This is a genomic window from Rummeliibacillus stabekisii (assembly GCF_007988965.1).
In the GTDB taxonomy this organism is placed as follows: Bacteria; Bacillota; Bacilli; order Bacillales_A; family Planococcaceae; genus Rummeliibacillus; species Rummeliibacillus stabekisii.
Genome location: NZ_BJVD01000007.1, coordinates 60,393 through 73,409 on the forward strand (window position 1 = coordinate 60,393; position 13,017 = coordinate 73,409).

Genomic DNA, 13,017 nt, shown 5'->3' on the forward strand with positions numbered 1-13,017 from the left:
CTTAATCACTCCATAATAATGCCCATTTGGCTTAATGGTTCACCTAAGTGGTTCACTGCTTCAGATAAAGCCTTGGTATCTTCTTTTGTAAGTTTGGTATAAGAGATATAGCCGCCATCTTTTGTTTGATATTTAGCTAATAGATCATTGACTGCTTCGAATTTTTCAGTTAAATCTTTGACTAATTTAGGGTCTTTATTTTCAATTTGGTCTTTCAAGATAGTGAAGATTTTTTCAGCACCTTCGACGTTTGCTTTGAAGTCATATAAATCTGTGTGAGAATAGATTTCTTCTTCGCCGGTAATCTTCGATGTAGATACTTCATTTAGCAAGTCCACTGCACCAGTTAGCATTGTATCAGGGGTTACTTCAACTGTTTCCACACGTGCGCGCAATTCCTTAGAGTCTGCTAGCAGCTGATCAGCTGTTTTTTCATAGCCTTTTGTTTTATTTTCTTTCCATAAGCCATATTCAATCTTGTGGTAACCAGTCCAGTCTTCTACTCCTTGTCCTTCCTCTTTTAAATCTGCCAAACGTGCGTCAATCCGAGGATCAAGGTCACCGAAGCTTTCTGCAATTGGTTCAGAGCGTTCAAAATACATACGAGCCACAGGGTAAATTTCCTTCGCTTTTTTTATGTCGCCTGCTTTTACGGCTTTCACAAACTTATCTGTTTCAACGATGAAATGGTCCATTTGGCCAAGCGCAAACTTTTTATATGCATCCACTTCCTTTTGTAAATTTGTAGAAGAAGTAGTTGTTTCCTCTTTTTTTGCGGCAGAGCTAGTCTTCGTATCATCTGAATTATTGCACCCTGTCATTAAAATGCTTCCTGCAAGCAGGACCGCTGCGAATGGAGTTGCTTTCATTAAAATAATCCTTCTTTCTCATATGGAATAATAGCTAAAAAATCCCTGCCCAATTTGGAGCGGCTATATAAGGGGAGGGGAATAAAAATTAAGCACGAATCTGTTTTCTGTTAGTAATGATAATCATTATCAAAAGAAAAAGCAATAGTTGTTTTTCTGAACTTTTAATAAAAATTAATAGGGGCAAAAATATTTAGAAAGATAATTAGAATTCATTAGATAAAATAACATTATTTTGTTTTTTTTATAAATATTAAAACAGTGTATCTTCTTATATAATAGCAGTTCATATATTTCTCTTTTAAAGAAACAATATATAAGGATGAATTAAAAAGTTATTAAAACTTTCTACTACATGTGCGACGTCTTTTTAATGTATACACGTGATGATCTAAAGGAGCTCCTAAAATGAAAAGAAAAAAGCAATTGTTCTATGACGATGATCTAGTAGAGTGGATCAGGCAAAATAAAAAACAATTATACTGGCTTGCATACAGTTATGTTAAAAACGAGCAAGATGCGTTGGATATTGTTCAAGACAGTATTCAAAAAGCAATGCAAAACTATCAGCAACTGCTGAACAAGGAAAAATTGAAAAGTTGGTTTTATCGAATTGTTATAAATACATCGCTCGATTTCCTAAAAAAATTTCGCAGAGTTCAAGTGACAGATGACGAGACATTGCTCTATCTCTCATCGTCTAGTGAAGACCAGTATGAAAATCTAGATTTAGCTGGCGCATTAGAACGACTTCCGACAAAGTATCGGGAAATTGTGATCCTTCGCTATTTTGAAGATCTCAAGATTGAGGAAGTTGCCTATATCTTAAATGAAAATTCAAATACCATTAAAACTCGTTTATATAAAGCTTTAAAAATTTTGCGTATCGATATGGAACAGGAAGAAGGATGAGATGATGGACAAAAAGCTAAATGAATTGAAAAAACAATATCAGAATGCCCGCGTTCCAGATGAACTGGATGATATTGTCGAGGCAGCAATAATGAAAGGGAAGAAAGAAAAGATGAAGAATCATAAAAAAATGCCAACGGTCGTAACGAAATGGGTGGGAAGTGTTGCAGCAGCAGCAGCCATCTTTACAGTTGGATTAAATACAAGTCCTGCTTTAGCACAAACGGTTAACGATATACCGGTGATTGGCAAGGTTACGCAGGTTCTAACCTTCCGTGAATATAAGGAAAATGACAAGAACTATGGAGCAGATATTAAAGTTGCCAACGTAAAAGGCTTAGATAATAAAAAATTAGAACAAACACTAAACGAGCGTTACATTGCAGATGGACAAAAGCTTTATAGCCATTATGAGAAAACAGTAAAAGATTTAGAGAAAAAAGGCGGGGGGCATTATAGCGTAGACAGCGGCTATAAAGTACTCTTGAACGATCAACAACTACTAACGATTGAACGCTATGAGGAACAAACTGCAGCTTCTTCTTCGACTACAATGAAATACGATACGATTGATAAAGAAAACAAGATTGTATTATCATTACCAATGTTATTTAAAGACAAAGCTTATGTTGATCACATTTCAAGTTATATAAAAGGTGAAATGATTAAAGAAATCAAAGAATCCAACCAAGAAAAAGTATATTGGGTACGCGGTGCAGGTGTGCCAGTTGATGATTTGGCAGAGGATGAACTATTCGAAAGCATTAAAACGAATCAAAACTTCTATATCAATAAAAAACATCAATTGGTGATTGCCTTCGATGAATATGAAGTAGCTCCTGGATATATGGGTGTTGTGAAATTTACTATCCCAACGCATGTGATTGAAAAAGATTTAGTGAGCAATAAATATATTAAGTGATGCAAAAAACCGTAGCATAACCAGGATCACCTGTTAAGCTACGGTTTTTATTATTTAAGGTATTCTTTCAATTCTTTTTCCAAGAACGGTTCGGCAGATAAAAACGCTGTAAAGTCTTCATAACGTTTCCGCTGTTCTTGCTTTGGCTTTGCACCAGTATAGTACGCACGAATCAAAATGTTTTTAGGCGTATGTTCCATATCGATGAATTCGAGCAGTTGCGCATCATAGCCAACAAGCTTTAGAATTTCGGCACGAATTGAGTCTGTGGCAAGGGAAGCGAATCGTTCTTTGATCAAGCCATGCTGCAGCATGATGTCCAACTGAGGTGATTGGAGTTGGCGATTTAATTCATGCTGGCAACAAGGGACGCTTAAGATAACGCTTGCTCCCCATTTTACAGCGCGTGCTAATGCCATATCTGTTGCTACATCGCATGCATGCAGTGTGACGACCATATCAACTGTATTTTCATCGTTATAATCATTGATATCCCCAACTAAAAATTCTAGCCCATCATATTGAAGATCCTTCGCAATTTGGCTGCATTCTTCAATTACATCTTTTTTCAGATCTAAGCCCGTGACACGAATATCTAAGCCCTGTTCAATCTTTAAATAATGGTATAAAGCGAATGTTAAATAAGATTTGCCGGAACCGAAGTCTAAAATTCGAATGGTGCGATCCTTTGGCAAGTAATCCAGAGAATCATGAATAAATTCAATGAAGCGATTTATTTGTTTGAACTTATCGTATTTTTGGTTTTTTACTTTTCCTTCAGGCGATTGAACACCTAGCCGAATCAGGAAAGGGTAGGGAGTATCAGGGTTTAACAAATAATTTTTCTTTCTGTTATGTTGTAAATCAACTGATTTGGCTTCTGTTTTTTCTGCTTTCCATAACACTTTGTTTTTCTTCGAAAGCTGTACATGTATTTTTTCAGTCGTCATTTCGCCTTGGAATTGGCGGAATTGATCAAATAAGCTGTCTAGGTATGAAGCGATTTGATCCTTCGTTATATTTTCATGCTTAATGGTCTGTGCCGTCTGGTATTCAAGTTGGATATGGTAAATCCCTTTGAGCATTAAAGGCTTTAGCTTCACGCGCTTTAGTTCATTTGATTTTGCGCGTGGCTGGCTGATCGTTGCAGTCACTAGCAATTCATCCGTTAATTGCTCGAGGAGCTGTTGTTTCATTTCATTAAAGTCCAATAATATCGCCTTCTTTATGATTTAATTGCTCCATGTATTGTACCATAAATTTAATTTTTCACCTGCTCCTTTGGCAGATAACTGAGTGTCTTGCCAGTCCAGCCAAATACGATGGTAAGAATAGGTGACAGCAAACAGAACAATGCGAATGGCAAGTAATCAATTGTAGGTACACCCAATACCTTTGTAATAAAAATACCGCACACGCTCCAAGGAATCAGTGGGTTCACGACAGTGCCGGCATCCTCTGCTACACGTGCTAAGTTCTTATTTTGTAAGCCAACTTTTTGAAATTGCGACTGGAATGCTTCACTCGTAAGCAGGATGGACAAATATTGTTCCCCAATTAGTGTATTGATTGATACAGCAGTAAGGGCAGCCCCAGTAATGACGGAACCGATACTCCTGAAAATGGTTTCTACCTTCAGAAGGATTGTTTGGACAATGCCTAATGTAAATAACAAGCCGCCCATGCTGAGAGCCAATATAACAAGCCCAATCGTAAACATCATGCTGTTAATGCCACCACGTGTTAATAATGAGTCAATATCTTGAATACCTGTTTCAGAAGTATAACCATTGAATAGAATATTCATTACATCTCCCGCTCCGTAAGTATGATGGAAGTATGTGATGACAATGGCAACTGCAGAACTGGCTGCTAAGGTCATAATGGCCGGTGCCTTTTTTAATGTTAATAGAATAAGGATAACCAGTGGTATGAATGTGTACCAATGGATCATTCCTGTATCCAATAAGCCTTGCTGGAAGGATGCGATTTTGGATTTATTATGCAGCGTTGCCGTCGGTGACATTATTGCATACAGTATGAATGATAGGATAAATGCGGGAACCGTTGTCCAGCACATATTCTTTATATGAACAAATAAGTCGACACCCACTATAGCTGAAGACAGGTTGGTGGTATCGGACAGGGGAGACATCTTATCTCCAAAAAATGCACCTGAAACAATCGCGCCGGCAGTGACAGCAAGTGAGATATCCATTGCGCTTGCCATGCCAATAAACGCTACACCAACTGTTGCTGTTGTCGTAAGTGAGCTGCCGATAGCAACGCCAACCATACAGGTCACAAGGAAAACAATGGCATAAAAGAAGTGGGGCGTGATTAATTCAAAGCCCAGGTAGATAAAAGTAGGAATTGTGCCACTCATCAACCAGCTGCTAATTAGCACTCCAATAAAGAAAAATATAAAGATAGCGCCAAGTCCTGCGGAAGCGCCCTCAATCAGCCCTTTTTCTAATTCTTTATAAGCTACTTTTTTAAACAGCCCATACACCATTAATAACATAATTGATATGAGAATCGGCATATGCGGGGGGGCATCCAATTTTGCGATACATAGAGCCATAATGGCAATAATAACAACAATTAAACTAACTGCCTCTAGAAAACGCGGCATCATTTTTGCTTCTATACGAAACATCTCATCGTTCCTCCTAATCTCTTAATAAAAAATTTTAGTAAGGGACGAAGGGAAACTCCGCGGTACCACCCTTATTGCCAAAGCTTTCTTGGCCACTCTCGGAAATACAAGCATCCATGGTGTAATTCACGATTGGTAAAACCTTGGCTTACATCACCCGCCAAGTTTCTTTTTGCTGTACTTACCAATGCTACTTTAATTCCATCACTTGCATTTATTCACTTTTGCGATTCAACGCGTTGAAGTTATAAAGTATTTTACCACTTTATTTGCTTACGTCAATATGATTTAAAGAAAAAGAATAAGATGGAAAAATTCGAGCTCAGAAAGGAGTTAAAATAATAAAAGTAAAGTACAGGTAAACCTAGTGGGGATGCGTGCTTTCGTATTTTTATTGGATAAAGTAATATGTTAAGATAAATGAAATTGAATCAATTTTTAGTAGATTCAATGAATTCTTTTTTACATATTCCATAGAGCAAGATGTAAATGGAAGAAAGAATGAATATAGTAGAGAAAAAGGAGGAATTTCTATGTCGGATCATATGTATCAATTGCTGGCAATATTGATTTATATGATTGCCATGCTGGTGATTGGCTGGTATGCGTTTCGTAAAACGTCCAGTTTAACAGACTATATGTTAGGAGGGCGCTCACTAGGTCCGGCAGTTACCGCCTTAAGTGCAGGTGCTGCGGATATGTCGGGATGGCTTTTAATGGGATTGCCGGGCGCCATCTACGTAGGCGGTTTGATGGAAGCTTGGATGGCAATAGGGCTGACAGTAGGTGCTTATCTAAACTGGCTATTTGTTGCTCCTAGACTTAGGATGTATACGCAAGTAGCGAATAATTCTATTACGATACCGAGTTATTTAGATAACCGTTTGAAAGATAAAACAAAGTTGCTTCGTATTGCTTCTGGATTAATTATCTTAGTCTTTTTTACTTTCTACGTTTCTTCTGGAATGGTAACGGGAGGAGTCTTCTTTGAAAGCTCATTCGGCTTTAATTACCATACAGGGTTATTGGTAACTTCAGGAGTTGTGATAGCCTATACATTGTTTGGCGGTTTCTTAGCTGTGAGTTATACAGATTTTATTCAAGGGCTTGTCATGTTCTTAGCACTTATTATAGTCCCAATTTTCGGATTGTTCCTCACGGGTGGGTTTTCAGACACTGCTCAATCGATACGTGAAGTAGATCCAAATCGATTAAGCTTTCTAACGGGAGCGACCGTAACAGGGGTCATCTCAGCAGTAGCATGGGGGTTAGGCTATTTTGGTCAGCCACATATTATCGTACGTTTTATGGCGATTAGTAGTGTGAAAGAAACAAAACAAGCGAGACGAATCGGCATTGGATGGATGTTCTTAAGTTTGTTTGGAGCTATCGCCACTGCTTTAATCGGGATTGCTTATTATCAACAAAATGGTTTAGAACTGAAAAATCCTGAAACCGTATTTATTGCTTTAGGCCAAATACTGTTCCATCCATTTATCGCAGGAATTATGTTAGCAGCGATACTGGCTGCGATTATGAGTACGATTTCTTCTCAATTGATTGTAACGTCTTCTGCTTTAGTAGAAGATATCTATAAAGCTGTGTTTAAAACCAATGCAACTGATAAGCATTATGTATTTTTAGGCAGAATGGCTGTATTGATTGTATCCCTTCTAGCGATTGCTCTTGCTTGGAATCAAGATAATAAAATATTAGACTTGGTATCATTTGCCTGGGCGGGCTTTGGGTCAGCGTTTGGTCCAGTAATATTGCTTACATTGTATTGGAAGAAGATTACGAACTGGGGAGCACTTGCGGGTATGGTCACTGGTGCCATCACCGCTTATGTCTGGGGATCTATTAAAACCTTGCACAATAGTCTGTATGAAATTGTTCCAGGATTCCTTGTCTGTCTGATCGTTGCAGTTATTGTCAGTTTATTGACATATAGACCAAATCAAGAGATTGAAGAGGAATTTGACAGTACAGTTGATCTATTAGCGGAAGAAAAAAGAAAATAAACTAAAAAATTGCCTGTAGTATCTGAAAAGCTGCAGGCTTTTTTCTAAGGGGTGTCTAAATATGTTTGAACTCGATCATGTGGTTTATTTTACGAAAAAAACGCCAGAAGAAATTACAAAAGAAGTGTCGATTGAAAGTCTCCATCCTGTTATTGGTGGACAACACCTTCAGTGGGGAACTCATAATGCATTATTATACACAAGAGATAGTTATATCGAGTATTTAGCAGTTGAAGATGAATCAGTGGCTCGAAAATCTTCCCAGCCGTTAGTGCAACAACTGCTCTATGATTTGCCTGGCGGTGAAGGTTTTTATACGTTATGTCTAAGAACAGATAGTATAGAAGAGAAAAATATTTATTTCCGGAAGCTTGGGTACCGGACAACGGGTGTCATTCCGGCAGAAAGAAAAACACAAGATGGTGAGCTATTAAGATGGAAAATGCTGTTTATTGAGCAGAGGATTGGGGATGATCTGCCATACCCATTTTTCATCCAATGGGAGCAGCCTATAGAAGTAAGGTACCAAAATCTAAAAGCAACTGGGATGGTACAAGAGGCAAATGAGAAACTGTTTATTGAACGCTGTCTGTTCAATGTAAGAAACACCGATCAAAAAATTACTCAATGGTCGAGACTTCTATCTTTGCCGGTAAACGGCAACACACTAAGACTTCCTAACACAACATTTGTATTCCAAGCTTTTAATGAACAGAAGGAACGTTTGCACAATATTGAATTAGGGAAAATTTGAATCGTAAACATTTCTTGTGATAGGATGGACATAATATATAGAAGAAAAGGAAAAGGAGAGTGGTTTATCTGCTCTCCTTTCTTTTAGCATCCAGTCGCATGAGGGAGGAACATACATGGAAGAATTGCAAGAAAAGGCGGTATTAGTTGGAGTCAATCTACATAATGATTTGCACTTTGACTACTCAATTGAAGAGCTTGGAAATTTAGCTGAGGCATTGAATGTAGAAGTAGTGGGTGTAGTTACGCAAAATTTAGAACGAGTCAATCCTTCACACTATGTAGGGACTGGTAAAATAGAAGAAATCAAAAGATATTATGAAGCAGTTGATGCAAACTTAGTCATCTTTGATGATGAATTATCTCCATCTCAAATACGAAATCTTGAAAGAGACCTGGAATGTAAGGTAATTGACCGGACGATGCTCATCCTGGATATTTTTGCAAGGCGCGCCAAGTCGAAGGAAGCGCAAATGCAAGTGGAACTCGCACAATTGCAATATATGCTGCCAAGATTAGTTGGTCTTCGCGATTCATTAAGTAGGCAGGGCGGCGGTACAGGCGGTGGTTTCAAAAACAGAGGTGCCGGCGAAACAAAGCTGGAGCTGGATCGACGTAAAATTGAAGATCAAATTGCTAAGCTTCATAAAGAGCTGGAGAGCGTAAAAGAACAGCGAGAAACGCAAAGGAAGCAACGACGGAAAAGCGAAATTCCTATTGTTTCCATTGTCGGCTACACAAATGCTGGTAAATCGACTATCATGAATCAGCTGCTTCAAAATACAAGCCAGGAAGAGCACAAGCAAGTATTTGAAAAAAATATGCTCTTTGCAACATTGGAGACTTCTGTAAGACAGATTTCATTGCCTGATAACAAGAGCTTTTTACTGACGGATACAGTTGGCTTTGTCAGCAAATTACCTCACCATTTAGTAAAAGCTTTTCGTTCAACATTGGAAGAAGCTAGAGATGCGGATTTGTTGCTTCATGTGGTAGATGCCTCTAATCCGGAAAATCAATATATGATGGAAGTCACCAATGATACGCTTGAAGCAGTTGGTGTAGTAGATGTTCCAACAATCAATGTCTTCAATAAAGCAGATCTTGCAAACTTGGCCTACCCATACACCAATCACAATCAGATATGGATGTCAGCTAAGGAAAGAAAAGGCATAGATGAATTGCTACAGCTCATTCGCAGCCATATTTTTAAAGATTATGTTACCTGCACACTCTGCATCCCGTATGAAAGGGGAGAGATCGTTTCTTACTTAAATGAGCATGCCCATATACTGGAGACATCCTATGAGGAGTCAGGAACAGTCGTCAAAGCAGAAGTGAAGGAAGCTATTATGCAAAAGTACAAGCAATACTTAATTTAGTCCTCATGCTTAGCAAATTCACAAGGGACCTAGAAATATAATGAGACTGTAAACGTGCAGGTATTATAAAGCATGATTACAGTCTTTCCTTTGGAATAGGGATTATGCTACTAAGTCGGACAAGGTTATTTGTATTTATAGAGCATACACATTAAACTCTATTGTTTTTTTAATATTTTATTTTTAAATATACATATTTATTTAATAATTAATAATACTATTGAATAATAGGGAAAAACGTGCGGTTACCCCATGTGAAATCAGAAAATATAAAATTTTCCACCATGAAAAATTTTTTTGACATAACACAAGTGTGCATGTATAATGGACAACATACTTCACTAAACTTTAAAGTTATGAAAAGAGATATAGTTTATAGTTAGAATTGTTGGACTATTTTTTATATTGAAAGAAGGAGAGTTTCTTATGGCAACAAGAGAGGAAATCGTTAAATCAGTCCCTCAAAAGGGATTCTTTGGTCATCCAAAAGGCCTGTTTAGTTTATTCTTTACTGAATTCTGGGAGCGTTTCTCATATTACGGAATGAAAGCAATTCTGATTTATTTCATGTACGATACCGTGAAAAACGGCGGTTTAGGCCTTAGTGAAACTACTGCCTCTTCCATTATGGCAATCTACGGCTCATTAGTTTATATGTCAGGTATTATTGGCGGATGGGTTGCTGACCGCTTATTAGGAACAAGAAGAACTTCATTCTGGGGTGGTATATTAATTATTGTTGGACATATATGTCTGGCGATTCCTGGAGGTTTGCCATTCTTATTCACTTCAATGGTATTTATTATTCTAGGTACAGGTTTATTGAAACCAAACGTATCTTCAATTGTTGGTGAAATTTATGCCGAAGGTGACAATCGTCGCGATGCAGGCTTTAATATTTTCTACATGGGAATTAATGCAGGGGCATTTATCGCTCCATTAGTTGTAGGTGCTGTAAAAGAGGAATACAACTATCACGTTGGTTTTAGTGTTGCTGCTATTGGTATGGCAATTGGATTATTCTTCTATACACATAATCAAAAGCAAAAATTAGGACTAGCAGGTATGGAACCTAAAAATCCACTGACTGATGTTGAACGTGGGAAAATCATTAAGAATTTCATAATTTCCCTAGTAATTATAGCAATTTTAGTTGTTATTGCGGCAATGGTTGGCCTCATTACAATTAACAATGTAGTTAACTTCTTTACAGTCATTGGTTTATTAGCACCAATTTGTGTTTTCATTTGGATGTTTACTAGTAAGAAAACAGAAGCGAAAGAAAAGTCTCACCTTCTTGCATACATCCCTTTGTTTATTACTGGTACAATGTTCTGGGTTATTCAAGAGCAAGGTTCTACTATACTTGCTACTTATATTAAGCAGCGTACAGACTTATCAATTGGCTCCTATAATATCCCAGCACCATGGTTCCAATCATTGAACCCATTATTCATTATTACAATGGCACCAATCTTTGCGGCTATTTGGATGAAACTGGGCAATCGTCAACCATCTACGCCAATTAAATTCTCATTCTCCTTGTTGTTTGCAGGGGCATCATTCTTGATTATGATTATTCCAGCAATCTCTTCAGGCGGTACAGAGTTAATTAGCCCATGGTGGATCGTTATTTCATTCTTCTTAGTAGTAGTAGGTGAATTATTAATGTCACCGGTTGGTTTATCGGCAACAACAAAATTAGCTCCGGCTGCATTTGCTGCGCAAACAATGTCACTATGGTTCTTGACTAGTACTGCAGCACAAGCATTGAATGCTCAATTAGCTAAGTTGTTTGATAAAATTTCTGAGGTACAATACTTCGGATTCCTTGGCGGTGCTTCCGTTGCATTATTTATCATCATGTTAATACTAAGTCCATGGATCTCTAAAAAAATGGGCGATATTAAATAAAATCGAAATTCGCTTTATAGCGATTTTAAAATAAGCTTGCTTGTAAATCAGTTTATATGGTTTGCAGGCAAGCTTTTTATTTTATTTCCATTAAGATAATATTAAAGCCTAATTTCCTTATTTAGAAATTAGGCTTTAATGATGGAGCGTTTATTCGTCTTTTGAATTCTTACTTTCTTTCTCCATTTTCGCTTCAAACTTTTGCAGTTGGCGACTAGCAAATTCTCGACCGCCAAGCCCAAATGATAGGGCAAATGCCACTGAAAGGCCAGCTATGACGAACAAGAAGGCTAGATTGACAATGCTTGTACCGAAGTGCAATTGTGAAAGGGCCATAAAGATTGCCATGATAAGAATGGCATACTTAACTATGCCGCCAAATAAACGATTGCCTGTAGTTTGGCGAATATAGTTGCCAAGAAGGGTAGAGCCGATAAAGCCAAGCAAAATAATAACGAGTGCACTTAATAGAAGTGGCAGGTAGCTAATAACAGCCATACCGATATCTTGTAGAACTTCTAGATGCAAAACATTGAGTCCTTCAACTGTAAAGAATATAATAATAAGTACTTGCACAACTTTACCAATAATTGTGGCAATATCAAATGATGGCATAGATGATTGTTGTTTTTGATTTAAATATTTTGATACATCGTCGATGCCTGTGCCTTTTAAGAGATTGCTAAGCAATTCTCCAATAAAACGTGCTAGAACGATACCAATAAGGATTAATATAACCGCTACAAAAATATTTGGAATCATATTGAGCACTTCATTTAACATAGCAGTAACTGGACGTGTAATGGAGTCGATTCCAAGTGTTTCAAGTGCAACAGTGACAATCGGAATCAGGATTAAAATGAAAACAACGTTAGACAGTACATTGGTAAGCGTAGTTTTACTATCAGGAGACATTACTTCTCCGTTTCCACGTTTGGTCAATTTATTGAACCATTTATCAATGTTGATTGTTCCTAAGATCATAGAAACGATGTTGCGGACAAATTTGGCTACAAAGTAACCAATCACTAAAATAATAGCAGCCATGAATAAGTTAGGTAGGAAATCGAGTGTTTTATCCATCATATTAGAAATAGGATTCGCTACTGAATTCATTCTCAACTGATCTAATACGCTCGGCAAGAACAATATGAACACAAGATAGTAAAGTATTTTACCAATAGAATTGAGCTTATTGTGGGCGTCCCTATCATCAGTTGCCATATGAGCTCTCGTCATTGCTCGTGTTGCGCCGATTTTTTTGAGGCCTTTTGTAAAAATAGCTTGGATAAGAGTTGCAACAAGCCAAGCTACGACCAGTAGCAGAATAGCTCCTAAAATATTGGGAATAAAGTTTGCTACTCTGTACCACATGTCATGAAATTCACCTGTAAATCGATTGACCATCTTTTTACCTCCAAATATAAAATATTCCTGTTGATATCGACTTTATTACCCTTGTCTACTAGGAATAAACATATTGTCGAATAAAGAGATTTTTCACTTCGTCGAGGTTTAAGTATTACTTTACGTACTATGATAACGAAAGAAATACTAATCTATAATATATAAATCCTTTTGATAA

At 37.4% G+C, this 13,017-nt stretch carries 10 protein-coding genes; 6 read left to right on the plus strand and 4 right to left on the minus strand.

The annotated features are described in order from the left end of the window. Nucleotides 1-5: 5 nt before the first annotated feature. Nucleotides 6-869, minus strand: coding sequence for an iron uptake system protein EfeO (efeO, locus tag RST01_RS11780; protein WP_147197045.1), 864 nt, complete (start codon nucleotides 867-869; stop codon nucleotides 6-8). 408 nt (nucleotides 870-1,277) lie between these two features. Here efeO and sigV point away from each other — a divergent pair, with 408 nt between their 5' ends. Together sigV and rsiV are read left to right on the plus strand one after the other, a co-directional pair. Further along, a complete protein-coding gene (gene sigV / locus RST01_RS11785) occupies nucleotides 1,278-1,781 on the plus strand; it encodes an RNA polymerase sigma factor SigV (RefSeq protein WP_147197047.1) in 504 nt (167 codons plus the stop codon). A 4-nt stretch (nucleotides 1,782-1,785) separates the two neighbouring features. Next, the gene (gene rsiV / locus RST01_RS11790) at nucleotides 1,786-2,703 is read left to right on the plus strand and encodes an anti-sigma-V factor RsiV (protein ID WP_147197049.1); all 918 of its coding nucleotides are present in this window, start codon (nucleotides 1,786-1,788) and stop codon (nucleotides 2,701-2,703) included. Nucleotides 2,704-2,753: 50 nt separating this feature from the next. Here rsiV and RST01_RS11795 read toward each other — a convergent pair whose 3' ends face one another. After that, nucleotides 2,754-3,914, minus strand: a complete 1,161-nt coding sequence (locus RST01_RS11795) for a class I SAM-dependent methyltransferase (RefSeq protein WP_147197051.1) — start codon at nucleotides 3,912-3,914, stop codon at nucleotides 2,754-2,756. A 50-nt stretch (nucleotides 3,915-3,964) separates the two neighbouring features. Further along, a complete protein-coding gene (gene nhaC / locus RST01_RS11800) occupies nucleotides 3,965-5,362 on the minus strand; it encodes a Na+/H+ antiporter NhaC (RefSeq protein WP_147197053.1) in 1,398 nt (465 codons plus the stop codon). Nucleotides 5,363-5,895: 533 nt separating this feature from the next. On the opposite strand from nhaC, the gene putP reads away from it, so the two are divergent. The 4 genes from putP to RST01_RS11820 all read left to right on the plus strand — a co-directional run bounded on the left by putP (nucleotide 5,896) and on the right by RST01_RS11820 (nucleotide 11,432). After that, a complete protein-coding gene (gene putP / locus RST01_RS11805) occupies nucleotides 5,896-7,383 on the plus strand; it encodes a sodium/proline symporter PutP (protein WP_147197055.1) in 1,488 nt (495 codons plus the stop codon). Between the two features lie 61 nt (nucleotides 7,384-7,444). Then, complete coding sequence (locus RST01_RS11810) at nucleotides 7,445-8,137, plus strand: VOC family protein (protein ID WP_147197057.1); 693 nt, start codon at nucleotides 7,445-7,447, stop codon at nucleotides 8,135-8,137. Between the two features lie 115 nt (nucleotides 8,138-8,252). After that, a complete protein-coding gene (hflX, locus tag RST01_RS11815) occupies nucleotides 8,253-9,518 on the plus strand; it encodes a GTPase HflX (RefSeq protein WP_147197059.1) in 1,266 nt (421 codons plus the stop codon). A 426-nt stretch (nucleotides 9,519-9,944) separates the two neighbouring features. Beyond that, the gene (locus RST01_RS11820; protein WP_147197060.1) at nucleotides 9,945-11,432 is read left to right on the plus strand and encodes a peptide MFS transporter; all 1,488 of its coding nucleotides are present in this window, start codon (nucleotides 9,945-9,947) and stop codon (nucleotides 11,430-11,432) included. A gap of 150 nt (nucleotides 11,433-11,582) precedes the next feature. On the opposite strand, the gene RST01_RS11825 is transcribed toward RST01_RS11820, so the two are convergent. Then, a complete protein-coding gene (locus RST01_RS11825) occupies nucleotides 11,583-12,839 on the minus strand; it encodes a mechanosensitive ion channel (protein WP_244946713.1) in 1,257 nt (418 codons plus the stop codon). Nucleotides 12,840-13,017 lie beyond the last annotated feature (178 nt).